Annotated in this window: 25 protein-coding genes; 10 read left to right on the top strand and 15 right to left on the bottom strand. The window is 32.3% G+C overall.

Going from position 1 to position 26373, the window contains the following annotated elements; genetic code table 11:
• Positions 1-1413, bottom strand: a complete 1413-nt coding sequence (gene rlmD, locus AC5ZCW_RS16150) for a 23S rRNA (uracil(1939)-C(5))-methyltransferase RlmD (RefSeq protein ID WP_496120833.1) — start codon at positions 1411-1413, stop codon at positions 1-3.
• 159 nt (positions 1414-1572) lie between these two features.
• On the opposite strand from rlmD, the gene AC5ZCW_RS16145 reads away from it, so the two are divergent.
• Positions 1573-2622 (top strand): sensor histidine kinase, encoded by a 1050-nt coding sequence (locus AC5ZCW_RS16145; protein ID WP_496120832.1) that lies wholly within the window; start codon positions 1573-1575, stop codon positions 2620-2622.
• Positions 2623-2691: 69 nt separating this feature from the next.
• Here AC5ZCW_RS16145 and AC5ZCW_RS16140 read toward each other — a convergent pair whose 3' ends face one another.
• From AC5ZCW_RS16140 to AC5ZCW_RS16130, 3 genes are all read right to left on the bottom strand, one after another.
• A complete protein-coding gene (locus tag AC5ZCW_RS16140; protein ID WP_496120831.1) occupies positions 2692-3678 on the bottom strand; it encodes an aldo/keto reductase in 987 nt (328 codons plus the stop codon).
• Between the two features lie 156 nt (positions 3679-3834).
• Complete coding sequence (gene cysM, locus AC5ZCW_RS16135) at positions 3835-4722, bottom strand: cysteine synthase CysM (RefSeq protein WP_281632029.1); 888 nt, start codon at positions 4720-4722, stop codon at positions 3835-3837.
• Between the two features lies 1 nt (position 4723).
• Positions 4724-5515 (bottom strand): serine O-acetyltransferase, encoded by a 792-nt coding sequence (locus tag AC5ZCW_RS16130; RefSeq protein WP_343542633.1) that lies wholly within the window; start codon positions 5513-5515, stop codon positions 4724-4726.
• Between the two features lie 190 nt (positions 5516-5705).
• Here AC5ZCW_RS16130 and AC5ZCW_RS16125 point away from each other — a divergent pair, with 190 nt between their 5' ends.
• Positions 5706-6407: a DUF1003 domain-containing protein gene (locus tag AC5ZCW_RS16125; RefSeq protein WP_281632030.1), complete on the top strand. Its 702-nt coding sequence runs from the start codon at positions 5706-5708 to the stop codon at positions 6405-6407.
• Between the two features lie 52 nt (positions 6408-6459).
• On the opposite strand, the gene AC5ZCW_RS16120 is transcribed toward AC5ZCW_RS16125, so the two are convergent.
• On the bottom strand, positions 6460-6744 hold the full coding sequence (locus AC5ZCW_RS16120; protein ID WP_177210168.1) for a DUF2752 domain-containing protein: 285 nt from the start codon (positions 6742-6744) through the stop codon (positions 6460-6462).
• Between the two features lie 108 nt (positions 6745-6852).
• Between AC5ZCW_RS16120 and AC5ZCW_RS16115 the strand changes: the two genes are divergently transcribed.
• Positions 6853-7026, top strand: a complete 174-nt coding sequence (locus AC5ZCW_RS16115) for a hypothetical protein (RefSeq protein WP_008462622.1) — start codon at positions 6853-6855, stop codon at positions 7024-7026.
• A 1-nt stretch (position 7027) separates the two neighbouring features.
• Positions 7028-7579, top strand: a complete 552-nt coding sequence (locus AC5ZCW_RS16110) for a DUF8465 domain-containing protein (protein WP_496120830.1) — start codon at positions 7028-7030, stop codon at positions 7577-7579.
• Positions 7580-7727: 148 nt separating this feature from the next.
• On the opposite strand, the gene AC5ZCW_RS16105 is transcribed toward AC5ZCW_RS16110, so the two are convergent.
• The gene (locus AC5ZCW_RS16105) at positions 7728-8723 is read right to left on the bottom strand and encodes a hypothetical protein (RefSeq protein ID WP_496120829.1); all 996 of its coding nucleotides are present in this window, start codon (positions 8721-8723) and stop codon (positions 7728-7730) included.
• A gap of 87 nt (positions 8724-8810) precedes the next feature.
• Between AC5ZCW_RS16105 and AC5ZCW_RS16100 the strand changes: the two genes are divergently transcribed.
• The gene (locus AC5ZCW_RS16100; RefSeq protein ID WP_496120828.1) at positions 8811-9935 is read left to right on the top strand and encodes a cysteine desulfurase family protein; all 1125 of its coding nucleotides are present in this window, start codon (positions 8811-8813) and stop codon (positions 9933-9935) included.
• 289 nt (positions 9936-10224) lie between these two features.
• Here the strand turns inward: AC5ZCW_RS16100 and AC5ZCW_RS16095 are convergent, their stop codons facing one another.
• The 3 genes from AC5ZCW_RS16095 to AC5ZCW_RS16085 form a co-directional block, all read right to left on the bottom strand.
• Positions 10225-10785, bottom strand: a complete 561-nt coding sequence (locus AC5ZCW_RS16095) for an L-threonylcarbamoyladenylate synthase (protein ID WP_496120827.1) — start codon at positions 10783-10785, stop codon at positions 10225-10227.
• Positions 10786-10907: 122 nt separating this feature from the next.
• Positions 10908-12071 carry an acyltransferase family protein gene (locus AC5ZCW_RS16090; RefSeq protein ID WP_496120826.1) on the bottom strand — a complete coding sequence of 388 codons (1164 nt, stop codon included), beginning with the start codon at positions 12069-12071 and terminating at the stop codon, positions 10908-10910.
• A 156-nt stretch (positions 12072-12227) separates the two neighbouring features.
• Positions 12228-13193: a WaaS/CpsH family glycosyltransferase gene (locus AC5ZCW_RS16085; protein WP_496120825.1), complete on the bottom strand. Its 966-nt coding sequence runs from the start codon at positions 13191-13193 to the stop codon at positions 12228-12230.
• Between the two features lie 60 nt (positions 13194-13253).
• On the opposite strand from AC5ZCW_RS16085, the gene AC5ZCW_RS16080 reads away from it, so the two are divergent.
• Positions 13254-14021 (top strand): lipopolysaccharide kinase InaA family protein, encoded by a 768-nt coding sequence (locus tag AC5ZCW_RS16080; protein WP_496120824.1) that lies wholly within the window; start codon positions 13254-13256, stop codon positions 14019-14021.
• On the opposite strand, the gene AC5ZCW_RS16075 is transcribed toward AC5ZCW_RS16080, so the two are convergent.
• Both AC5ZCW_RS16075 and AC5ZCW_RS16070 read right to left on the bottom strand, forming a co-directional pair.
• A complete protein-coding gene (locus AC5ZCW_RS16075; protein WP_496120823.1) occupies positions 14002-14772 on the bottom strand; it encodes a glycosyltransferase family 2 protein in 771 nt (256 codons plus the stop codon). The genes AC5ZCW_RS16080 and AC5ZCW_RS16075 overlap by 20 nt on opposite strands.
• A 21-nt stretch (positions 14773-14793) precedes the next feature.
• A complete protein-coding gene (locus tag AC5ZCW_RS16070) occupies positions 14794-15858 on the bottom strand; it encodes a glycosyltransferase family 9 protein (RefSeq protein WP_496120822.1) in 1065 nt (354 codons plus the stop codon).
• Positions 15859-15987: 129 nt separating this feature from the next.
• Here AC5ZCW_RS16070 and AC5ZCW_RS16065 point away from each other — a divergent pair, with 129 nt between their 5' ends.
• Positions 15988-16743 carry a glycosyltransferase family 2 protein gene (locus AC5ZCW_RS16065; protein WP_496120821.1) on the top strand — a complete coding sequence of 252 codons (756 nt, stop codon included), beginning with the start codon at positions 15988-15990 and terminating at the stop codon, positions 16741-16743.
• A 140-nt stretch (positions 16744-16883) separates the two neighbouring features.
• Here AC5ZCW_RS16065 and AC5ZCW_RS16060 read toward each other — a convergent pair whose 3' ends face one another.
• From AC5ZCW_RS16060 to AC5ZCW_RS16050, 3 genes are all read right to left on the bottom strand, one after another.
• Complete coding sequence (locus tag AC5ZCW_RS16060) at positions 16884-17855, bottom strand: WaaS/CpsH family glycosyltransferase (protein WP_496120820.1); 972 nt, start codon at positions 17853-17855, stop codon at positions 16884-16886.
• 177 nt (positions 17856-18032) lie between these two features.
• Positions 18033-19808, bottom strand: coding sequence for an LTA synthase family protein (locus AC5ZCW_RS16055; protein WP_496120819.1), 1776 nt, complete (start codon positions 19806-19808; stop codon positions 18033-18035).
• A gap of 268 nt (positions 19809-20076) precedes the next feature.
• Positions 20077-20892 (bottom strand): 2,3,4,5-tetrahydropyridine-2,6-dicarboxylate N-succinyltransferase, encoded by an 816-nt coding sequence (locus AC5ZCW_RS16050; protein ID WP_177210156.1) that lies wholly within the window; start codon positions 20890-20892, stop codon positions 20077-20079.
• 361 nt (positions 20893-21253) lie between these two features.
• Between AC5ZCW_RS16050 and AC5ZCW_RS16045 the strand changes: the two genes are divergently transcribed.
• The 3 genes from AC5ZCW_RS16045 (at position 21254) to AC5ZCW_RS16035 (ending at position 23977) form a co-directional block, all read left to right on the top strand.
• Positions 21254-21787, top strand: coding sequence for a PAS domain-containing protein (locus tag AC5ZCW_RS16045; RefSeq protein WP_496120938.1), 534 nt, complete (start codon positions 21254-21256; stop codon positions 21785-21787).
• 156 nt (positions 21788-21943) lie between these two features.
• Positions 21944-22357, top strand: coding sequence for a Holliday junction resolvase RuvX (ruvX, locus tag AC5ZCW_RS16040; protein ID WP_177210155.1), 414 nt, complete (start codon positions 21944-21946; stop codon positions 22355-22357).
• Positions 22358-22483: 126 nt separating this feature from the next.
• Positions 22484-23977: a malate:quinone oxidoreductase gene (locus AC5ZCW_RS16035; RefSeq protein WP_177210154.1), complete on the top strand. Its 1494-nt coding sequence runs from the start codon at positions 22484-22486 to the stop codon at positions 23975-23977.
• Between the two features lie 39 nt (positions 23978-24016).
• Here AC5ZCW_RS16035 and AC5ZCW_RS16030 read toward each other — a convergent pair whose 3' ends face one another.
• Positions 24017-26239 (bottom strand): FUSC family protein, encoded by a 2223-nt coding sequence (locus AC5ZCW_RS16030; RefSeq protein WP_496120818.1) that lies wholly within the window; start codon positions 26237-26239, stop codon positions 24017-24019.
• Between the last annotated feature and the right edge of the window lie 134 nt (positions 26240-26373).

Here is a 26373-nt window from a genome sequence, read left to right as displayed (position 1 = left end):
TTATCGAAGTTCTAAAAGTACAACATTTTCAACATGATGCGTCTGTGGAAACATATCTACAGGTCTCACACGTGTTACTTTGTATTTTTCATCCATTAAAGCCAAATCACGTGCCTGCGTTGCAGAATTACAGCTTACATAAACAACTCTTTTTGGTGCAATTTTTAAAATTTGCTCCACTACATCTTTATGCATTCCGTCACGAGGCGGATCTGTAATAATAACATCTGGTTTTCCGTGCTGTGCAATAAAAGCTTCATTGAATACCACTTTCATGTCACCAACAAAAAACTCGCAATTTGTAATATTATTGCGTTCTGCATTGGCTTTAGCATCAAGAATTGCCTCAGGAACACTTTCTACTCCGATTACTTTTTTTGCTTTTTTAGAAACGAATTGAGCAATTGTTCCCGTTCCTGTATACAAGTCATAAACCGTCTCGTTTCCGGTAAGACCAGCAAAATCTCGGGTTATTTTATATAATTCGTAAGCTTGGTCAGAATTGGTCTGGTAAAAAGATTTTGCGTTAATACTGAATTTTAAACCTTCCATTTCTTCCAAGATGTAATCTCTTCCTTTATAAAGAACAACATCTTGATCGTAAATAGTATCATTTTGTTTTCCGTTTACAACATATTGCAATGAAGTAATTTGTGGAAATTTCTCGTATAAATGATCAAGAATCAACTCTCGGTTTTCTTTATCATCTTCAAAAAACTGAATCAAAACCATAATTTCGCCTGTAGAAACAGTACGAATCATTACAGTTCTTAATAATCCAGAATGTTCTCTCGGATTAAAAAACGCCAAGTTATGTTCATTAGCAAAAGCTCTGATTTCGTTACGAATAGCATTTGAAGGATCTTCTTGTAGATGACATTTGTTGATATCAAGAATTTTATCCCACATTTTCGGAATATGGAATCCTAAAGCATTTCTGTTTCCTAAATCTTCAGTGCTTCCAATTTCTTTTTCTGTTAGCCAACGGCTGTTAGAAAAAGAAAATTCCATTTTATTTCTATAAAAGAACTGTTTTTCAGAACCTAAAATATCTTCAAATTCTGGAAGTTCAATTTTTCCTATTCTTTGTAAGTGATTTTTAACCTCATTTTGTTTAAATGCAAGCTGCTGGCTGTATTTCATATTTTGCCATTTGCAGCCTCCGCATACTCCAAAATGTTCGCAGATTGGTTCTACTCTATATTCAGATAATTCGTGAAATTTTACAGCTTTACCTTCGTAGTAAGCCTTTCTTTTTTTTAATGTCTGTACGTCCACAACATCTCCAGGTACCACATTCGGAATAAAGATTACTTTTCCGTCAGGTGCTTTGGCTACTGAAACGCCTTTTGCACCAGCATCAAGAACTTGAATTTGATGAAAGACAACTTTGTCTGTATTTTTTCTTCCCATAGCGCAAAAATAAGCCTTTGAAAACTTTTACAAATTTAATTTTTGAAAAAATTTAGAAATTCTTCAAAATATTAGTTTAATTGAGCATAAAAGTTAATTTTGTTTTTATAATTACCCCAATAAAAATAGCTATTAACCTGCGCTTATCCTCCTCTTTTTATGAAGTTGTATCATAAACTCTCTCAAATCAGTTTTCTTAAAAAAAGTTATGCATTTAAATTCCTATTTGTCGCTTTTATAGGCATTCATATTCCCTTAATCGGAATTTTGTTTTTTGTTTTATTTTTTGAACATAGTATTTCTCCATCTTCAATTCTTATCTTTTCTTTAATTATGACATTGCTGGCAACGGCAATTACACTTTTAGTTTTAAATAGACTGATAAAGCCCATTGTGATAGCATCAAAAGCATTAGATGAGTACAGAGATTCAAGAAAATTATCTGATTTGCCAACAGACTATACAGATGAAGCAGGACTGCTTTTGTGTAATATACAGGAATCTATTAATGAAGCGGAGAATTTTATCAATGAAAAACAGGATTTAATCTATATGCTTTCGCATGATTTGAGAAATTTTGCAGGGAATCCGCAAGGTTTGGCGCAATTGATTATAAGTGAAAATCCATCAGAATCGGTTAAAAATTTGGCCGAATTAATTTGCGAATCGACTGATCTTCAATTTAGATATATTGAAAATTTCATCAAATTGCTTAAAGAACAAGATGAAGTGGTAAAAGTAAATCAAGAAGTTAAAACGGTTTTATTTCCTAATATCATTCCGTTTATTAATGAACAAGTAGAACAGCGCTTGTTTGATAAAAACATAAAGCTGGATTTGGCTGTAGAATGTAATGAAGCAAAGCTAAAAATAGACGAGGGGCTTTTAATTCAGGTTTTGGTGAATCTGATAAGCAATGCGGTCAAGTTTTCTTATTTTGATAGTGAAATTAAAGTCAGGATCTTTTCAGAAAATTCAAAATTAATTGTGACGGTAAGAGATAAAGGAATGGGCTTTGATAAAAATCAAATTGAAGAGTTGTTTAAAAAGTTTACCAAAATGAGCCGTCTAGGAACCGCAAATGAAGGTTCTACAGGAATTGGATTGTATTTGTGTAAAAAAATCATTGAAAGAAACAAAGGCCTATTAACCGCATCAAGCGAAGGAAAAAATAAAGGTGCGGAGTTTAGAATTGAATTTGATATCTAAAAAAAATAAAAAGGGTTATTAAGATTTGTAAATGCTTAATAACCCTTTAAATTTTTCTTTTTGTATATATTACCAAAGCTGATGAACAGAAGGTTTAATAAGATTGCTGTAGATTTTATTCATTGCTGTAATCTGTTCTGAGGTTAATTTTGGAGTGTCATAAACCGATAAATTCGATAAAACGTGTTCTGTTTTTGACGCACCTGGAATAATACAGCTTACTTCATTAAAACTTAAAATCCATTGAAGTGCAATTGCAGCAAGGTTTTTCGATTCAGGAAATAAAGCTTTTAATTCTTCAACTGCTTTTAAGCCTAATTCATAATCAATTCCAGAAAAAGTTTCGCCTTTATCAAACGCTTCTCCGTTACGATTAAAGTTTCGGTGATCCTGAGGTTCAAATGTGGTTTTTGAATCAAATTTACCTGTTAAAAGTCCGCTTGCCAACGGAACTCTTGCGATGATTCCAATGTCTTTCTTTTTAGCTTCTGAGAAAAACAGCTCAGATGGGCGCTGGCGAAACAAATTGAAGATAATTTGAACCGTAGTTACATTCGAATATTCAATAGCTTTTAATGCTTCTTCAACCTTTTCGACACTTACGCCAAGATTAAGGATTTTTCCCTGATCTTTCAATCGGTCAAAAAGTTCAAAGATTTCCGGACGATAGTACACTTCTGTTGGAGGACAATGTAATTGAATCAGATCAAGCGTTTCTAATCCTGTTCTTTTTAAGCTGTCTTCAACAAATTTTTGAAGTACTTTTGGAGTATATCCTTCATTAACATGTGGATTTATCTGGCGTCCACATTTTGTGGCAACAAAAATTCGTTCAGAGCGCGAACGAACGACTCTTCCAACGGCAGTTTCGCTCAATCCGTTTTCGTAAACATCGGCAGTATCAATAAAATTAACGCCATTGTCAATAGCGGTATTCAATAGCTCGTCGGCAGTTTTATCATCAAAACCCGATCCCCATTTTCCGCCAACCTGCCAAGTGCCAAGCGAAATTTCAGAGATATTAAAGTTTGTTTTTCCTAGTTTTCTGTAGTTCATTTTTTTTCTTTTGAGGTTCTAAGTTGCTAAGGTCCTGAGGAGCTAAGTTTTTTTTTGTAGCTTCTAAGTCTATAAGATTCTGAGATGCTAAGATTTTATATTTATAATTCTTTAAAAAACTTAGAACCTTAGCAACTCAGAACCTTAGAACCTTTTTCAATCAAATAAATCCGAAGACAAATAACGGTCACCTCGATCGCAGATCACGGCAACCACAACTCCAGATTCTAATTGTTCTGCAATTTTTAAGGCAACAGCAACAGAACCTCCGCTGCTCATTCCTGCAAAAACGCCTTCTTCAAGAGCTAATCTTTTCGTCATGGCACGAGCTTCTTCTTCGCTTACATCAATAACGGTATCTACTTTTGAGGCATCAAATATTTTTGGTAAGTATTCCTGTGGCCATTTACGGATTCCAGGAATCTGAGAACCATCGCTTGGCTGTGCACCAATAATCTGTACGTTTGAATTCTTTTCTTTTAAATAAGTTGATGTTCCTATGATTGTCCCGGTTGTTCCCATAGCAGAAACGAAATGCGTTACCGTTCCATCAGTATCATTCCATATTTCGGGACCGGTTGTTTTGTAGTGCGCTTTCCAGTTATCATCATTAGCAAACTGATTCAGCATCAAATAACCGCCTTGAGCTACTTTTTTATCCGCGTAGTCTCTAGAACCAATAATTCCTTCGCTTGCAGGCGTAAGAATAACTGTAGCGCCATAAGCACGCATCGTTTGAGTACGTTCTTTGGTAGAATCTTCTGGTAAAACCAATTCGATTTCAATACCAAATAGCTGCGCAATCATGGCTAAGGCAATTCCTGTATTTCCGCTGGTTGCTTCAATTAATTTATCTCCTTTTTTAATGTCGCCTCTTTCCAAAGCGGCAGCGATCATATTGTATGCAGCTCTGTCTTTTACGCTCCCTCCAGGATTATTTCCTTCTAGTTTCAGTAAAAGCTTTACATTTTTATTTTTAACTAGATTGACAGTTTCCATTAACGGAGTATTGCCAATTAGGTTTAATAATTTATGTGAATTCATTTTATTTTTTTTCTTTTATTTTAACTTCAGTAGTAGTGGTGTTTAAGACGATAGAATCTTCTGGAATCGATTTGGTAATCCAGGCATTTCCTCCAACAACACTATTTTTCCCAATCACTGTTTCTCCACCCAAAATGGTGGCATTGGCATAAATGCAGACATTGGCCTCAACTGTCGGATGCCTTTTTGCATTTTTCATTTCCTTGCTTACGCTTAATGCACCGAGCGTAACACCTTGATAAATTTTTACATGTTTTTTAATAACAGTTGTCTCACCAATTACGATACCTGTTGCATGATCGATAAAAAAAGGTGAAGCAATATCGGCTCCTGCGTGAATATCTGTTCCTGTAATTCTATGCGCATATTCACTCATTAAACGAGAAAAAAGCAATAAATCGAGATGGTATAATTCGTGGCTTAATCTGTAAATTGCGATGGCATAAAATCCAGGGTATCCCAGATAAACCTCGTCAATGCTATTTGAAGCGGGATCGTTCTCAAGAATATATTCGGCATCTTGATTTAGCTTTTCTAAAACTCCTGGAAGTTTTTCTAAAAAACGGTCCCATATAGATTCGCATAAATTTTGAGGCTTTTTACATGCCAAAACCGCAATTTCTTTGAAGCGAAACTCTAGTTCGTCAATACTTTCGTCAAGCGCCGCATTCGAATCAAAAAGCGTGTAAAAAAGCTTTTCTGTAAAGTCTTCCGTTTTGGTTTTAATGCCGTAATTTATGTGAGAGTGGCTCTTTAAAGCTCTTATGTTTTGTATGATATTGTCTTTTGTCACAATGGTAAAAATGAATGAATAATTTTGGAACGTTAAAAGTAAGGCGTTTTTTGGAAATAAAATCACGATTTAACGAAAGAAATTTTCTTTACAAAGTCTGATTTGTGATAAAAAGCAAATTCTAAACTGTTCTTATTTATGCAATTCTTAAGAAGTTAATTGCGTAAATTAGCTTTCAAAATATACTAAAATGAAAAATAAGCCAACATTTACAAGTGCAATTTCTGGACTTTCTTTTGATGAAAATGAGAAAATTTACGGAAGGGCAATACATGACCCTATTTTGGGATTGATAAAAAAAGAGTTTCCAGATTTTAGTGCCGAAGATTGCATTTCTATAAATGAATTAAATCTATATCGCCAAAAGTATATTTCAAATTACCTTTCTACCGAAATTGGAGCACTTTCTGCAATGGAGAAAAATGTTATTTCTTCATTAAAAGAAGATAAATCTATTGTAAGTATTGTAGAAGAGGAGGAAGAAACTCGAAATTTAGGACAAAAAGTGGCAGATAAAGTAGCCGATTTTGGAGGAAGCTGGACGTTTATTATTTCGTTTGTGGTTTTTATTTCGATTTGGATTATTTCGAATGTGTATATTTTTCTAAACAAAGGTTTTGACCCCTATCCGTTTATTCTTTTAAATTTAATCTTGTCGTGCGTTGCGGCTTTGCAGGCACCTGTTATTATGATGAGTCAAAACCGTCAGGAAGAAAAAGACCGTAATCGTGCTAAAAAAGATTTTATGATCAATCTGAAATCAGAGTTAGAGATTAGATTAATTCACGATAAAATTGATCATTTAATTATGCATCAGCAACAAGAATTAATTGAAATTCAAAAAGTGCAAATTGAAATGATGAATGATATTTTGGATCAGATTAAGAAATAAAAGTTTTTTGAAATTCCAAAAGGAGCAAAGCGACTTTTAGAAAATTTAAAATCTAAAAATAAAAGTGCTTCAGATAATATCCACCAAGCATAAAAAATAGATTTATAATAGCCATTCTCCAGATTAGTTTTTTATAGTTTCTAGACTTGTCTAAAAAATGAAAGGCGATAAAAACGGAGAGTAAAAGGCAGGTATAAATGGCAGGATACATTTTAAAAGCAGCCAAAAAATCACCTTGAAAAAGTAAGAATAAAGATCGCTGAAATCCGCATCCTAAACAGTCATAACCAAACACGGTTTTGAACAGGCAAGGAATCATGTATTTCTCTAAACTCATGGCAGATTTTTTTTGCAATTTTACTAAAAAAATATGACAAACGTTTAGGGAAGTAGTGGAGCGCTATCTGAAAGTTTTATATTTTTGAAATCTTAAAATAAAGAAAGGATGAAAACTTTTAAAATTATAATAATGATTCTTGCGATTTCGGTTGCGTTATACGAACAAGTTTCGGAAGAGAAGAACATCTATATCATGATTGCTGCAATTGTAGTTTTCATGTTCGGAATGATGCAGCTGAGTGCAAAAACGCCAAGTAAAAATAACGATAAAGAAGAGTAGGATGTTGGCAAAAGGAGATAAGGTTTCGGTACTAGACGAAGCTATAAACGGAACAGTAGTTTCGGTTAAAAATAACGAGGTTTTGATAGAAACTGAGGACGGATTTACGATGACATTTTTAGTCAGCGAATTGCTTAAAATTCAAGAAACCAGTAATTTAATGAATTCTATTAAAAGAATTGATTTAGATGAAATTTCAAAAGAGAAAACAGAGCCAAAACCAAGAAGTTTTGTTAAAGAAAAGAAAGAGAAACGAGATGTTGGAGTTCCTGAATTTGATTTACATATCGAAAAATTGGTTCCTAATAAACGCGGAATGTCGAACTATGATATTTTGACATTACAGACCGAAACGGCAAAAAGACATATCGAATTTGCGATAAGAAACCGCATTCCGAAAATCGTTTTTATTCATGGTGTTGGTGAAGGGATTTTGAAAGCTGAACTTGATTTTTTATTAGGACGTTATGACGGGATTGATTTCCAAGATGCCAATTATCAAAAGTATGGTCTTGGTGCTACCGAAGTTTATATAAGGCAAAACAATAAATAAAACGGCTCTTTAAGCGTATAAAAAGCTTACTTATAAAGCATAAAAAACGTCTGTTTTTTGATTCGATTTTATTGTAAAATCACCTCAAAAAACAGACGTTTTTTTGTAAGAATTATTTCTACTGATTTCTTTTCGGAAATCTACTTTTTTAGTTTGTTTTTGGTCTGGTGATTTTTCCAAGAACGAAACTGCTTCCCAATTTAAAGCTGCTATTACCCTTCTCTAAAATTACATTTTTAAGTACTATTGTGTGCTCATAAATTTGTCCAGTTAAAGTAGTGGTTACTTCAATAATTCCACTTTCATTTGGCTTGCCGAGCTGTCCTGTCCAGGTTTCTTCAATTGCAGGTGCAGACGGCTGTAATTTGGCACAAACAAAAGCTGGTGTTATAGATCCAGTTCCTTCTTTTGCAGTTTTATAAAATACTTTATTCTGTGTTGCTGTTATTAAACTTGTACGAGCTTGACCTGGAGTAATGGGCTCTGCAAACAATGTTGGATCGATATCATCAATAGATAAATAAAACGTATTGTTGTAATTGTATACTCTAGCAACTTCATCGCACTCATAAGCAGAACCATTCGGATTGGTTTTGAAAGTCAGATTGGCTGGCGTTATAGAGGTATTGTATTTTCCAAACACAAATTCTGCTTCCGTTTGGTTTCCAGCCGGTTTTGCAAATGTTATATTTTTAAAAACAATTGTGTGTTCGTAACCTGTAATTCGAGTTCCTCCGTCATTATTACTATTGGGCGGATCTATTTGTTTAGTGGTAATTTCTATTATTCCATCAATTCCATTCCATTCTTCGGTTACTTTTGGATTGCTCGGCGGAATTGTACCACAGATATTGTCTTTTGCAACAGCTCCATCATAGGCTCTGTAAACTACACGATACGCACCATTGCCTTTTGAATCTATTGTGTATGTTTTGGTACCGTTATCATTGATGATCGCTCCTTCTGGCATTTGAAGTAAAAGAGCTTCCTGAGGTTTTAATTTATAAATTAAAGTATTAGTTGTAGGATCACAGGCTTGTGACGTTTCAATATCTGAAAAGTCTATATCATCCACAGTCAAATCCCCATCATCGCAACCATTCAAGAGAAGGGCAAATAATAGGAGGGCAGCATATTTTTTCATCGTAAAATTTATTTGGGTCAAAAATAGTGAAAAAATTGCCAAATGATATTTAAGATTTGACAATTGATATTTCTTAACTTTGCAGCAATGAAAAAAGTATATCTAGATAATGCCTCAACAACAGCCATGCGTCTTGAAGTAATTCAGGAAATGACAAGGATTATGCTTGAGGATTATGGAAATCCGTCGTCTACACATAGTTTTGGACGAAATGCTAAAACCATCTTGGAGCTTTCAAGAAAAAGCATTGCCAAACATCTCAATTGTACTGCTCAAGAAATCATTTTTACTTCTGGCGGAACGGAAGCTGACAACTGGATTCTACGTTCTGCTGTTGAAGATTTAAAAATAGAAAGAATCATTACTTCAAAAATTGAACATCATGCTGTTTTGCATACCGTTTGGGTGCTTCAGGAAGAGTATAATGTTCAAGTTGATTACGTAAATGTAAATGAAGACGGAAGTTTAGATTTAACGCATTTGTCTAATTTATTGGCCGAAGAAAAAAAGACTTTAGTTAGTTTAATGCACGTAAATAACGAAACGGGAACAATTTTAGATTTAGATCGTGTTAGTTTGATTTGCAAGCAGTATAATGCTTTGTTTCATTCAGATACAGTTCAGTCTGTTGGAAAAACCGAGATTGACCTGCAAAAGACTCCTGTTGACTTTATTTTGGCTAGTGCGCATAAGTTTCACGGACCAAAAGGAATTGGATTTGCTTTTATCAGAAAAAATTCTGGTTTACAGCCGTTGCTTTTTGGAGGTGAACAAGAAAAAGGGCTTCGTGCAGGAACAGAAGCTGTACATCAGATTGCTGGAATGGCAAAAGCGTTGTCTATTTCATACGAAAAACTAAATGAAGAAAGAGTTTATATCTTGGGAATAAAAAACTATTTGATTGAGCAGTTAGAAATTCATTTTCCAGATTTTAGAATCAACGGAAAGAAAGATGATTTCTATAACATCATCAATATTATTCTGCCGTTTTCATCAGATAAAACTTCGATGCTGCTTTTTAGTTTAGATATGAAAGGAATCGCGGTTTCTAGAGGAAGTGCCTGTCAATCTGGAAGTATAAAACCTTCACATGTTTTAAATGAAATGCTTTCGGAGGCTGATTTAAAATTACCAAATCTCCGAATTTCATTTAGTCATTATAACACTAAAGAAGATATCGATTGGCTTATTGAGAGTTTGAAAACGGTCTAAGTTGCTAAGATGCTAAGGTTCTGAGATTCTAAGTTTTTTTAACCGCGAAGCACGCTAAGAATTACGCAAAGGTCGCAAAGAAGCTTTTATTGAGAATCTAAATAGAGTTAAAAAAAGTTCGCAAAGCTTTGTCAAAATAAGCTTTGCGAACTTTTTCATTTTAATAGCTGTAAAAAAAACTTTGCGACTTTTGCGTAATTCTTAGTGTGCTTTGCGGTAAAACTATACTCAAAGTTTTTTCAAAAACTTGAAACTTGAAACTTGAAACCTGAAACCTGAAACAAAAAAACTATTTACGAATTACTTTTACTTGCGAATCTTTAGTCAATTTGATAATGGTTGAAGATTTTCCGTTGACTTTGTCTTGGTTTAATTTTACGACATAATCAACGCCGTTGATAATTTCAGGGCTAATGTCTTTGAAACTCTGAGGTGTAGGCTGTCCAGAAATATTAGCCGAAGTAGAAACTAGAGGTTTTTTCATTCTTTCCATCAATTTGTAGCAGAAAGGTTCTTTTACCATTCTAACTCCAAGAGATTTGTCGGCCGCAATGATGTTTGGCGCAACGTTTCTGGCGTCGTCTAAAATTAAAGTAGTTGGCTTTTCAGATAAATCCATAATTTGCCATGCAACTTCGGGAATGTCTTTAAAAACATTGTACATCATTTTTTCGCTATTCATTAAAACGATCATGCTTTGTGTTTCTGCACGTTGTTTTAATTTGTAAATTTTAGCAATGGCCTCTGCATTTGTGGCATCACAGCCAATTCCCCAAACGGTATCAGTTGGGTACAGAATTATGCCTCCGTTTTTAATTACCTCGTATGCGTTGATGATTTCCTCGTTCATTTTACAAATTATAATTTACTTCATTAAGGTTGCAAAGTTATAAATTTTACTTGTAAAAGCTTTTTAGAGTTTGAAAATAGAAGCGTTTAAAGTTTTTGTGGCTATTTACTGGAAGTAGATGTTTATGATTTTACTACAGAAGATTTTAATTTAACCTTCGCCAGTTCCATCAAAGGATGCTCAATATATTTGAATGTTAATTGGCTGATGAAAATTAACGGGAAAATTGACAAGGAAATGATCGACCAGAATTCTAACTCAGTTAGATTTTTTGCTCTTTCAAATCCGATGACAAAATAAAAAAGGACGAATAATAAAATGCCGTGCAGTAAATAAATGCTATAGGTGATTTGTCCAAATTTGCGTGAAAAAGTGCTTGACAGAAGCCCAAAAAAGCTATTTCCAGAAGCAATTATGATAAATACAATCGTAGTGATGATGATTGGAATAGGCTTTCTTCCGCTATTGAAGAAATAAATAGAACTTGCAATTAGTAAAATAGCTAGAAAAGCATATTTTTTCTGTTTTAAAACAGCTCCCCATTTATTTTTGCTAATTACTAAAGCCGCAATAATGCCTCCAAGAAAAGGGAAAAAGTGTCGTAATGAAGATTCATTAATAATCATTATAATAGCTGCAGTCGAGATAAATAGCAATAATGTCTTATAGTTTACTTTAATCTTAAAAAACAACGCAATAAGAGGCAATATAAAGTAGAAAGCCCATTCGTAAGGAAGCGTCCAGGTTACTCCAGCATTAAATAAAAAACTGTCTTCTAGTCCGTTAATGCTTAACCCCTTTCTTACGTTGAAAAATATCCATGAAAGCAAATGCAGGAGGTTTTCAAAAAAGGGAATTCTTGTTTTAAAATTGGTTAAATAACCTGCGATAAAGAATATAATTCCAACAGAAAAAAGATACATCGGGAAAAGTCTGTACAGACGAGCATTGATATAAGCCGACCAATCGATTTGTTTGTTTTTGCTGTTGATTAATTTTAGGGTAAATAAAAAAGCGGTGATTACAAAGAAAAAAGCAACCGTAGTCTGTCCAAAGTGATTGAATAAATTTGATTTTGGTTCTTCCCATTCTTCATTTTGAAGAAAAAAACGCCAGATGTAACTGTGATGAAGGAAAACAAAAAATGCTAAATAACCTCTTAAGCCATCAATTTCTGGATAACGAACTTCTTGAGCATCTATTTTTACTACCCTATTAGTAATAATTACTGAAAAAATAAGAGCAAGTAAGATGAGGGAAAAACAAAGCAAGAAGGTTAATGTCATTTTTTGAGAGGATAGCTTTTTATTGAGATATTTTTTAACAGATTTTTAATATTTGAGCAAAAATAGAAAACATTTTCAAATGCAAAAATATTAGGGTTAAAATTATCCTAAACAAAATAGGAATCCTTACAAGCGTAAAATGATTTTTATTAGCAATTAAGAAGAAAGACTTTCTTGAAAAATAACTCGATTTGTCCAGCCTTTTAAAGTGTATTGGCTTAAAATAGAATCTGGAATTTTCTCGTATTCATTTTCAAAAAAAGCTACGGGGATAACTGGATTTTTTTCGTCAATAATTAAAATATTATTTGGATTGTAAAAATCGTAGTTTTTAATATCTGTATTTGTTGTTATAAGTTTCTTCTCTAAACCCAAACTTTCAAAAACCCTAAATGTAAGTCCGATTTGACCAAGTCGATTAATGTCTAAAAGCACTTTTGATCGATTGATATAATCATTTACTTCACTCAAAGGCATATGACTTTTTATATAAGTAATGTTTTTATCACTGTCTTTTTGCTTTTTATCGTAAACAATGAATTTAAATTTTGAATGTTGCGAAGCCAGATTGGCTGCGATTCTTTTTAATATTGGTAGTCTTTTGTCAATTGAACTAATATTGAAAACATCATATTCAAATTGATTATTTTGGATAGCGTTTTCTGAATTATAAATCCAATTTGGCGCAAATTTTAAATTGAATTTTTCGCAGTCTTCTTTTTCAAATGAGAAAACTTCATCAAAACAATGAAGGACACGTTTAATTTTTGGACATCGATAAATGTTGTCATTAAAAAAACCGACTGATTTTTTAGTGTAATTTTTGAATTCTAAAATGCTTTCAGGAGTTATAAAGTCTCCTTTTATGGTTAAAATTACATCTTGAATCTGATCGTTTTTCTTTAATTCATTGATGATTTCTTTTCCGTAGTGCTGATGTTTTAAGTTCGTTTTAAAGAACGCTTTTAATACAAGATTATATGCTTTATGAAATATAGAAGGATATTTGTATTTGAAAGTATTAAAATCGATATGGCGAACAGTATGTCCTTGTTTTTCTAAGTCTGCCGCTATATGTTTGTTAAGTCCCCAGTTGTCTAAACTTATAAGAGTAATATGCATTATCTACGAAATAGTTTTTATTAGTTGGTAAAACTAGCTAAATTTGCTGAAACAATTTTTATGATTTTAAGATTAAATCGCGGATATGAAAAATTTGAAAATATTCTTCTAGAATATATTCGTTTTTTCGATACAAAAGGAGAGGACTTTGTAATTGGCCAGCGCAATCAGATAAAACTTTTTGATTTAGACGATAAAAAGATAAACATAAAATCGTTTAAGGTTCCGCACTTTATCAATAAAATCGCTTATAAATACTTCAGAAAATCAAAAGCAAAACGCTCTTTTGAGTTTGCAAACAAATTGTTGGAATTAGGTGTAGGAACTCCAAAGCCTATCGCATTTGCCGAATTTTCATCACTATTAGGTTTAGAAAAAAGCTTTTACGTAAGTGAGCAATTACAATGTGATCTTACTTATAGAGAATTGGTAGAAATACCTGATTTTCCAGATCGCGAAAATATCTTAAGACAGTTTACTAAATTTAGTTTCGATCTTCATGAAAAAGGAATTGAGTTTTTAGATCATTCTCCAGGAAATACTTTAATTAAAAAGAGTGCCAGCGGAAATTATGATTTCTTTCTGGTAGATTTAAACAGAATGGAATTTCACAATTCTATGTCTTTTGAAATGCGTATGAAAAACTTGTGCCGTTTAACACCGTTGAAAGAAATGGTTGCGACAATGAGCAATGAATATGCGAAATATTATAGAGAAGCATCTGAAGAGAAAATTTTTGAGACTTTATGGAAATACACTTCAGATTTTCAAGAGAAGTTTTATAGAAAAAAACGCCTAAAAAAGAAGCTTAAATTCTGGAAGAAGTAATTTTTCTTAGTTCTTTATAGCGAATATAAACGCTGTAGGCATTCAAATAACATATAATTATACCTTTTTTGCCATCCAAAAAACCAAAACGGATTATAAACTGATACAAGAAAGTATATAAAGGGTGGAAAAGTTGCATTAAGAAATAAGACTTTTTTCCTTTTGCTAATTTTTCATTTGCTTTAAGAATGCCGTAATTATACATTTTTGATTTATAATCTTCATAAGAAGAATAAGAATAATGTATGATTTTGTGTTTTAAAGAAGCAATTTTTCCGTCGACAATTAATTTTTCGTGAACGGTTCTTTCCTCATTGTATCGGCATTTCGATTTATTAAAAAGCCTGAAAATCTTATCAGTTTGCCAGCCACTGAAATTCAGTCGGCTATTTTTAAACATAAAAATACGATAGATAAAATAAGCACTTGCCGCATTTTTAGAATTAATTGCTGTAACGATTTCAGATTTTAATTCAGATGTTAGCCTTTCATCTGCATCAATAAATAAAACCCATTGATTTTTGGCTTGATCTAAGGCAAAATTTCGCTGTGTAGTATAATTAACAAAATGATTCTGGATTAATTTTACATTGGCAAAAGATTCAACAATGCTTACTGTTTTATCGGTGCTGTAGGAATCAACAACAATGATTTCATCAGCAAAATCAACATCTCCAAGAAGCGATTTTATATGCTGTTCTTCGTTAAGCGTAATAATCAGAACTGATAATTTCTGCTTTTCACTATTCATTAGAGATGCATTTTACTTTTTTCAATTTTTATATTCTTGAAAATAAGTCTCTAGCTTTTGAAGCATTAATTCCAACGGATATTCCGCATAATATTCAAAAGTATGTTCTTTTATATATTGTTCCGTGTGCTTCTCGTAGATCTCAGGTTTTAAGTCTTTTAAATGGATAGAAGCATTTTTCGCTTCATTTTCAAAAAGCTGCCAAGTTTCTTTTCTAACAGAAGGAGTAAAGATAGAGAAAGTTGGAATTTCAAGTGCTTTTGCCATATTTACAGCGCCACCTTCGTTTCCGATCAGCATTTCGCATTGAGAAAGCAATGCTAAAAACTGACGTAAATCAGTAGCGTATAAATTAAAAAGAATATGCTTTTTTGTTTCTTCAGAACAATGATTGTATACTTCTAACGCTTGTTCTTTCTGGTTTGGAATATAATTAAAGAGAATAGTAGCGTTTGTTGTAGCAACTGTAAAATCAATAATTTTTGCCATTCCGTCAAGTGGATAGGTTTTGTAATGCTCGCTCCCTAAAATTCCAAACATGATCAATGGTTTTTCAGGATCTACATTATAGCTTTTTAAAATATTTTTTGCTTCGGTAATCTCAGATTCTTTTAAAAAGATTTTCGGTTTTACGTTTGTTATCTTTTCAGAGAAAAAAGGTTTAAGCAATAATAGTCTGTTTTCAATCGCCAGACCAAATTCTGATTTTATAGCATCAAAACGTTTATAGCTATAATTGTAAAAAATATTAGAATACCATTTATGGTAAGAAACTTTATATTTTGCGCCAGAGAAAAATGTGATTAGGCTAGTTCCTAATTTACTATAAACATCAATTACAGCATCATATTTTTTTCTTCGCATCTCAAAAATGAACTTAATAAACCCAAAAGTCGATTTTCTGATTTTATTAGTTACTGGTATAATGTTATCTATATTCGGATTTTCTAGAAGAACATCAATCGAATTAGGATAACACATATAGTCAATTGTTGAGTCAGGAAATTTGGCTTTAAGATTGTTACAAATAATTGTGCTCGTTAAGACGTCTCCAATTCTCTTTTGTTGGATAACTAATATTCTCATTTGTTTTTGTGGTATCAATTTTCAAGGCTAAAGTACAAACTATTTTATGAAGTGTACAAGTGATGGTATTAATAAGATTAAACTAAATTAAAAAGTTATATTTTTGTGCTCAACAAATTAAAATGAACAATGGGAATTAGCGGTTTGGTTATTACTTTCAATGAAGAAAAAAACATTGGGAAATGTATAGATGCCTTATTTAAAGTTTGTGACGAAGTTATTATTGTAGATTCTTTCAGTAAAGATCGTACGGTAGAAATAGCTCAAGAGAAAGGAGCGCAAGTTATTCAGCAGACATTTCTAGGAGACGGTCCGCAGCGCACACACGGATTGCCTTTTTGTAAAAACGACTGGATTTTGAATCTTGATGCAGATGAGTTTCTGGATAAAGATGCTGAAGAATTTATTTTGAAGAAAAAATATCTGGAAGGAAATTACGATGCTTTCAGCTTTAGAGTAAAAAACTTTTTAGCCGATAAATTAATTGATTTTTCAGGATGGTATCCAGATCATAAAGTTCGTTTTTTTAATAAACAAACAGCGCATCCTTCTGATTCTAAAGTGCATCAGAAAATTGTTGCTCAAAATGAGAAAAAAGTTGCTGTACATATTTTGCATTACGGATGGGATTCTTTTGATCAGATTATTGCTAAAAAGAACCAATATTCAGGATGGCATGCGCAGCAATTATATGATCAAGGTAAGCGAATTGGCGCTTTTAAACCTGTTCTTAATGGAACTGTAGCTTTTGTACGTTGCTATTTCTTCAAGAAAGGAATCTTCAATGGTCTTGATGGATTGTCAATTGCAATGATTCAGGCTTTTTTCTCTTATATGAAATATGCTAAGCTTATAAAGCTTCAAAAAAGTAAAAAAAAGAGGTGATTTTAAATCACCTCTTTTTTTTGTAATTTTCTATTAGAACTGATTTGATTTATATCTTGATAGATATTTAAAATTTGAGTCAAAATAGAAAAGAAGATCTCTTAAATAGGTTAAAATGAAGTTCTTAAATCATTCAAGTTTCATGATATTTGGCTATTGCTATCTAAAGTAAAAACCGTTTCGATCCAATTTTCAATAGTATATTTTTTATAAATATCATCAGGAATTGGCTCATAAGAAGATGTAAAGAAATCCATATCAAAATTTATGTTCTTTTCATCAATGACTAAAATGTTTTTAGGATTATAAAAATCATATTGAACAATGTTATGATTTGTTGTAATTAGTTTTTTTTGCAGGCCTAAACTTTCAAATACTCTAAAAGTTAACCCGTTTTGCTCTTTACGATGGATATCTAGTAATAGTTTCGAATTATCTACTAATTTATTTACTAGATCAATATGAATAGATTCTGAAATGAATTCTACATTAAGATCTTCAAGTTTGTTTTTCTTATCATGAATGATGAATTTAAATGATATTCCTTTTCCTTTCAATTCTTTAGCGATTTTACATATAGTCCTAAATCTATTGTCTTTTGAACTAATATTAAAAACGTCATATTTAAAAGCTCTTCCTGTATTTAACTTTGATTCCCTGTAAATAAAGTTTGTTATGAATTTTAGATTGTATTTTAAAGCATCTTCTTTTTCAAATGTATAAACTTCATCAAAATTTGAAATTGTCGATATTATTTTTGGACAACGTTTAATATTGTCATTGAAAAAAGCAATTGATTTTTTGGTATATTTTTTAAAATCCAAAATCTTTTTCGGATCGATAAAATCGCCTTTTATAGTTAAAATTATATCTTGAATTTGTCCTAGTTCCTCTAAACGATTATTTATCTCAGTGCCAAAATGAATGTTCTTTATGTTCTTATTAAAAAATGCCTTTAGAAAAAAATTATAAATGCGGTATGAAAAATTTGGATACTTATATTTAAATGTATTCAAATCAATATGGTTTACGATATGTCCTCTTTTTTTTAGTGCTTCAACAATATTTTGATTGTATCCCCAATTGTCATGGCTAATGATAGTTATTTTCATTTATAAGAATGTTTTTGCTTTTTGATTGTAAAGCCAATTAAAAATGTAATTGGCAAATGTTTTACTTAAAAATGTGGTATCATTCTTATGTTTACAGAAAAAACAGTTTAAAAAGTTTTAAAACCGTGAAACACATTCTGGGGAGAAAATTTTAATGCTTTGAGTGAAAAAAGACAATCAAAAACTAAGTTTATTATCAATAACTCTTTCGTTAAAGTTTTGAATATAGGCTTTTAGAAAATTTGAAATTTCTATTGTCTTGAATGTATTTTGAGTTTGTAAATTGTTTTTTAATAAAGGGTCTTTTTTCCAATTGTATAGTCCAATAACTTGATTGTTCGCAAAGGCTAGATAATAGTCGTCTTGAACACAATGATAAATTCCTTGCAAATAGAAGACGGCAAAATTTTGATTGCTTTTAAAGCTCTTTCCAAAAGAAATTAAATCTGTTTTTATGCCTAGATAGTCTATTATGCTAGGCATAATATCGATTTGTTGAAAGTTCTTTTCGTTTATACCGGAAAAATTTGGATTGCCTGGATCAAAGAATAAAATTGGAATATGAAATTTGCTAATTATAGTTTTGTCTATTTCTGATTCTCCGCTAGAAGAAGTATGATCTGCTGAAATGACAAACAATGTATTGTTGTACCATTTTTGCTTTTTGGCATTTTCAAAAAAACGTTTCAGAGAATAATCGGTATATGAAATACTTTCATGGATAACTGTTGTTCCTTTTGGGAATTTGTCTTTATATCTTTCTGGTATCGTGTATGGATTATGAGAAGAAATGGTAAAGATAGTGCTAAAGAAAGGTTCTGTAAAACTGGATAATTTTCCAGCAAAAAACTGTAAAAATTCTTCATCAAAAATTCCCCATTTTCCGTCAAAAGCTTCTGGGCCGATGTATTCGTCTTTGCCAAAGTATTTATCAAATCCTGCAGCCTTTGCATATTGATCAAAATTTTGACTTCCGTTAAAGGCACCATGGAAAAAAGAAGTAGTGTATCCTTCCTTTTTAAGAATTGTAGGCAAACTATTCGTTTTGTCTAAAGAATAGCTAGAAATAATAAAAGAGTTGTTCATTAAGCTAGGTATGCTTGAAATAATTGATGGAACAGCGTCGATAGAGACTTTTCCATTGGCAAATCCATTTTTAAAGTAATAAGATTTTGTTATCAACGAATCTAAAAAAGGAGTTTGTTTTATGCCGATATTTTCATGACCAAAACTTTCTAAAATAATAATTACGACATTTTTTTTGCTTATTGTTTGAGCTTTTTTAAAAGACAAGATTGGTTTATATATTGAATCAAGATCTTTTTTATCAAAATAATTGACTTTCTCTATATCTTCTTTTTGAGATATTGTTTTTAATATACAGAAAGGAGTATTTAAAATAAGCGGAGCGTTATTTAGAGAACTGTATTTGGCTGCGTCTACAATTCTAAGAGGTTTCTTTTGAAATCCCCCGCGCCCAATTATTAGCAATAGAAAAACTGAGGTTAAAAAATAAAAAGATTGTTTTAAGAATTTTTCTTTTGTAAAACTTTTTATTTCGTTTTTGTTTTTAAAATTAGGTATCGATTTCCAAAAAAAGATGCTTAGGATAATGAACAGTAAAAGGATGTACCAAAATTCTTTTGCAAAAGAAAAAAACAAACCTAAAGCTTCTTTTTCCATTCCTTTTGCAGTAATCATGTTAAAAGTGCTTCTTCTTCCTGTGAATCGGAAATATATAACATCAATGAGATTTGCAGCAATGAACAAAAGATTGATTATGAAGAAAGAAACTTTTAATACTGTTTGATACGTTTGACGATACTTGAAATTTCCGGGAATTGCATGTGCTATTAAAAAAATTAAAGTTACATATGAAATAGCTGACAGGTCAAACAAAACGCTTCCCAGAATATTTTGAGCAGTTATATGATCAAAGTATTTAGTGTTCAAAACATAAAAAAAGATATTGCAAATTTGATAAATTAGAAAAATTAAGAAATATCTATGAAGAAATAAGTGTAAGCTGGAAGTGTAATTTTTCATTAATAGGCATGTAAATAAATGGTCTTCTCAATTTTATAGAAGATTTTTAAAAACAGCAAAATTAATATAATTTTCTTACTTTTTTATATCTGTAGGATTTTTATTTAAATATTGATGTATTAAATAAAAAAAGGGCGGTAAAGACCGCCCTAATGTATCAAGATTTTTATATCAATTATACTGCAACATCGTACTCACGAAGCGCATTGTTTAAAGAAGTTTTTAAATCTGTAGATGGTTTACGAGTTCCAATGATTAATGCACAAGGAACTTGAAATTCGCCAGCAGCAAATTTCTTAGTATAGCTTCCAGGAATAACTACAGAACGAGCTGGCACATATCCTTTCATTTCAACTGGCTCGTCACCTGTAACATCAATAATTTTTGTAGAAGCTGTCAAACATACGTTAGCCCCAAGAACTGCTTCTTTACCAACGTGAACACCTTCAACAACAATACAACGAGAACCAATAAAAGCACCGTCTTCAATAATTACTGGAGCAGCTTGCAATGGCTCAAGAACACCACCAATACCAACACCACCACTTAAGTGTACATTTTTACCAATTTGAGCACAGCTTCCTACAGTTGCCCAAGTGTCAACCATTGTTCCTTCATCAACATAAGCACCAATGTTTACGTAACTTGGCATTAAAATTACACCGCTTGAGATGTAAGCTCCGTAACGCGCAACAGCATTTGGTACCACACGGATTCCTTTTTCAGCATAATTTCTTTTTAGCAACATTTTATCATGGTATTCAAAAATACCAGATTCCCATGTTTCCATTTTTTGAATCGGGAAATACATTACAACTGCTTTCTTAACCCATTCGTTTACTTGCCATTTGTCACCAACTGGTTCAGCAACACGTAATTTTCCAGCGTCTACCAATTCGATAACTTCTCTAATGGCATCAGTAGTTGTAGTTTCTTGCAATAAAGCTCTGTTTTCCCAAGCTTGTTCAATTATAGTCTGTAAAGAATTCATACGTTTAATTTTTTGGCAAAGATAAGGTATTTGTAGAAATGCAAAAAAGCAAAACAGCTTGAAAATGTTATAGATTTAACTTTTTGTTTCTTATTTGTAAGGTTAGTGGTGGGTTTATGTGTTTTTGATTAATCCTACTGCCACTAGAAGTTTTTTTTATATCAAAATATGACAAAAGTCAGGATTTCTGCTTTTTCTTCGCTTTAATTTCGCAGTGTTGATCAACATTCCATTCCATAAATAATCATATAAGCAGTAAAATATGAATCAAGAAAATCACCTTCAAAACAGAGTAATTATAGATAAAGAAGTAAGCTGGGATAAAACTCAGGTTATTATGAGTAAAACAAATGCATAAGGAATAATCGAATACGCCAATGAAGTATTTGTAGATGTTTGCGGTTACGAGGACTATGAATTAATGGGACAGCCTCATAATATCATACGTCACCCGGATATGCCTAAAGTTATTTTTAAAGTGCTTTGGGAAAATCTTAAAAACGGAAAAAACTTTCACGCCATTGTAAAAAACCTTGCAAAGTCTGGAAGATACTATTGGGTAATTACAGATTTTGAAATTGCCCGCGATGAAAACGACGCTATTGTAAATTTTTTTGGTAGAAGACAAGCTGTACCACAAGAAGTAATTGCATTGCATATTGAACCTTTGTATAAAAAGTTGTTACAGATCGAAGCAGCAAGTGGAGTAGAATTTAGCGAAAAATACCTAATTGGATTCTTAGAAGAGAAAAAGAGAACTTACGTTGAATATATTAAGGAGCTGATTTACGAACATGAAAAGTCACAATCTAAGTTTGCTAATTATTCTGAAGAAGAGGATGCAGGAGAAGAGGAGGAACATAGAGGTTTTTTCAGCCGTTTGTTTGGAAGATAAATTGAGTTATTTTTTAGGTTTGAATATTTGGATAAAAGTCCGTCTTGAGTTTTCAAGGCGGATTTTTTTATCGAAAGAAATTTTGAAAAAGTTTATTTTTAGTGAAATGAAAAATTAGAAAAATATTTTAAACTAAATTTGTTGAAAATTTAAAACATGCCAAGAATCCTTTCGATAGATTACGGACAAAAACGCACAGGAATTGCAGTTACAGACGAAATGCAGATTATTGCTTCAGGCTTAACAACGATTCCGACACATACTTTGATTGATTTTTTGAAAGACTATTTTGCTAAAGAAAAAGTCGAAGCAGTTTTGATTGGCGAGCCAAAACAAATGAACGGTCTTCCATCTGAAAGCGCTTCTGTGATTAACGGATTTGTAACTCACTTTTCGAATATCTTTCCAGACATGAAAGTAATTCGTGTTGATGAGCGTTTTACCTCAAAAATGGCATTCCAAACAATGATTGACAGTGGTTTAAATAAAAAGCAGCGTCAGAATAAAGGTTTGATAGACGAAATTTCTGCCACAATTCTGCTTCAAGATTATCTTTCCGCAAAAAAATAGCGCTGTTCGTCGTATTTTTTATTTATAATTTAATGGTTTTTAGAAAATCCTAACTTTTATCATCTAAAAATTAGTTTTTTTTTGCAATTAAAAAAGTACCTTTGCACTTTAAATAAAAATACTGTTATGCCTGACGAAACCATACGTTCAAATAGTGATGTAGTACTCATTGGCGCTGGAATAATGAGTGCCACTCTCGGAGTAATTTTGAAAGAATTACAACCAGATATAAAAATTGAAATTTACGAAAGATTAGATGTTGCCGCAGCAGAAAGCTCTGATGCTTGGAATAATGCAGGAACTGGACACTCTGCTTTTTGTGAACTAAATTATACTCCAGAAAAGGCAGACGGCAGTATCGATCCTAAAAAAGCAATTAGCATTGCAGAATCATTTGAGATTTCTCGCCAGTTTTGGTCTTACTTAGTGCAGCAAAACAAAGTGCCTTCTCCGGATAATTTTATTAAAAGTGTGCCTCATATGAGTTTTGTGTGGGGAGATAAAAATGTAGATTATTTAAAAAAGAGATTCGAAGCACTTCAAAGCAATCCAATCTTCGCCGACATGACTTTCAGTACCGATTTTGAGCAACTTCAAAAATGGATGCCATTGGTAATGGAAGGCAGAAATGCTGATGAAAAATTAGCAGCAACACATATGGAAATTGGTACCGATGTTAATTTTGGTGCTTTAACAAGAAGTATGTTCAATTACTTAGAAAAATTAGACGGGGTTTCTTTATTTTTTAATCACGAAGTTAAAAAACTAAGACAGCGTGAAGATAAATCTTGGAGAATTAAAATTAAAGATTTGTCAACAGGAAAAACTCGTAAGGCTTATACTAAATTTGTGTTTATTGGTGCAGGAGGAGGATCTCTTCCTTTATTAGAAAAAGCAAACGTGCCAGAAGGAAACGGATACGGTGGTTTCCCTGTAAGCGGACAATGGCTGAAATGTACCAACCCAGAAGTAATTGCAAAACATCAGGCAAAAGTATACGGAAAAGCAAGTGTTGGAGCTCCTCCAATGTCTGTTCCGCATATCGATACTCGTGTAATTGATGGAGAGAAAGCGCTTCTTTTTGGTCCATTTGCAGGATTTTCAACTCGTTTCCTTAAAAATGGTTCTTATTTAGATTTGCCTATGTCTATTAAGTCTAATAACCTAATCCCGATGTTGGCTGCTGGATATCATAATATTCCATTAACGAAATATTTAATCGAGCAGGTACGCCAATCTCCAAAAGATAGAATGAAAGCTTTACGCGAATATCTTCCAACAGCACGTTCTAAAGATTGGAAATTGGAAAAAGCAGGACAGCGTGTTCAGGTTATCAAAAAAGACGAAAAAGAAGGTGGGGTTTTAGAATTTGGTACAGAAGTAATCAATACACACGACGGAAGTTTAGCGGTTTTATTAGGTGCTTCTCCTGGAGCTTCTACAGCTGTGGCAATTATGGTGGATTTGATTAGCAGATGTTTTACTCATCAAATTAAAACGCCAGAATGGCAAGCAAAATTAAAAACAATGATTCCTTCTTACGGTCAGACTTTAAATGATAAGCCAGAACTTTTAGAACAGCTTAGAAAACAAACAGCAGAAGTTTTAAAATTAAATTAAGCTTCTCATATTTCAATATAAAAAACAAATCCAGATGAATTAATCTGGATTTGTTGCTTTTAAGTCGGTTGTGTTTTTTAGAATCTTTTCTGCTAGATTGCTCATCCAGATTAATTGTTCTATAACCATCTGTGCTTCCTGCATTTTGGCCTGACGCGTTTCTTTGTCTAAATCATCATCTTCGGCCAAACTTGTGAAATGCCTACGCTTTAATTCTTCAAATTGTAAAGTCACATCTTCTTTTTCGAAAAAAGTATCTTGAATTACAACTTCATTTCTTAAAACAGAAATAGAATGATCTAGATTGGCGAGAATAGTTTTGATAATATAATTGAAAGAATCGGATGCAGATGTTGTTTGGTGTGACTGAATATACGTTGATAGCGATGCCAAAGCAGATAATAGCGAGTGATTTAAAACCACAAGTTTATTTACTAAAGGCATTGTTTTTTGTTTCGACTTTGGTTCCTGCATCATGCGTTGAAAAGAAGTCATTAGATTCCCTATTTCAACAAAGGCATTTTTTCTTGCTAAACGATACGAAGTCGGCACTTCACCTTTTTTATTATAAAAATCGGCAATTTCTTTTAAGTAATTTCTATTGGCCCGAATTGTATTTTCAATATGAATGGGCGTATTAATGAATTCCCAAGCAGGCCATAAAAACTGATTAGCAATAAAAGCTAAAGTTGCTCCAGCGAGAGTATCTAATATTCTGTATTGAATAACTTCATTGATGTCTGGAGTTAAAATTCCGTAGATAAAAACGACATACATTGTAACAAATGTCGCGCTAATCTTGTAATTGATTTGGGTAAATGAAATCCCAAGCAACATACATACAATAGAGAAAATACTTAGTGCAACGTGGTTCTGAATGATAGATACAATTCCGAAAGCTATAATTCCCCCCAAAACAGTACCGAACATTCTATTGTAGGATCTCTCTTTGGTTAAACCATAACCAGGGCGCATGATTACGACGATAGTAAGGAGAATCCAGTATACATTTTGAAACGGCAGAACCTGTCCAAGAAAAAAACCAATCAAAATAGTGATTGTTAATCGTATCGAATGCCTAAAAATTGAAGAAGAATAACTTAAATTCTCAGTTAAAGTTCGCAGCGGATAATACTGAGGTGTTAAGAATTTTTCAAGCTCTTTATCTTGATCTTTCAGTTTATAGGACTGCATTGCTAAAGAAAGTGCACGCTGAATAGTTTTAATTTTCCCAACCTGATTTTTAGCATATTTCAGCATATTGGTCAGCATTAAAACACCTTCTGCAGCTTCTTCTTTTCCTAATGTTTTTTCATAATCAAAAATGGCAAATTCAAGTGCATCCAATTCATTTTTTAAATCATGCTTATCGACATAAACACTAATATGATTGACATTTTTTGAAAGTTTTTTGAGGGTTGAAGCTAATTTATAAGCCACATTTTGATACGTTCTTAAAACATCAGGATGCTTGGCAAATTTTTCATGAAGTTTGCTGTGGTCAAAAGATGTATATAGTGCCAATTCTTGAATTTCTACTAAAGTAATAAAAACCAAAAGCATTTTTCGGTTTTGACTCGTAGTTCCTGATGCATTTTGGTTTCCAATCAGCATCTTTCTTAAATCTTCGTGAATAAGATTCAATTCGACTTGTACAGCAAGCTGCTTCTCGATAATAGCTGTTCTGTTCGCTTCGGGACTCCACAAATCGCCTCTTAATTTGAGATATTTTGCGGTGAGTTTTATTCCTTCGGCAATTTGTAATTCTACATATTTATAAGGCTGAACAAAATGAAAAACAAGAGATACTATTAAATAGAGAATTCCTCCAATGAAAATAAAACCAGAGTATTCAAAAGCTTCCCAGCCTTCATGCAAATGCCCAAATGATAGAGAAATTGATAATAAGGCAGAGAAAGAAATCAAAGTGGCTCGCTGTCCATAAACCGAAATCATAGAACATAAGAACAGCAAAAAACCTAAAAATATGTAGAAAAGTAAAGGAAATGGATAAATTAGATTTACTAGAAGATTAACCCCAGAAACAATAAAAGAGGCTGCTATTAATCCTTTTATTTTATGGCTAAGAGAACTAGGGATGTCGCTGGGATAAGTATAAAAAGCACCAAGCGCAATTGTAAACCCAATTTCAAAATGACCGAGAAAATTTAAAACTAAAACAGGAACAACAGAAGCAATAGTTACTTTAGAGGCGTTGAGGAAGGAAGTACTGTTAGTAAATTTCGAAATCTTATCAATCATAAAAAGAGGTTTACTAACAAAGGTAAGAATTGTAGTAGTGATTTTGGCATAATTATGGATGAGATTTTTAGGATCAAGTAAAAAATACGAATAATACATTATAAGAATTATTCATTGACTATTTTTTACTATTT

The organism is Flavobacterium sp. PLA-DH12, assembly GCF_059511845.1.
This window is presented reverse-complemented; position numbering and strand designations above follow the sequence as displayed.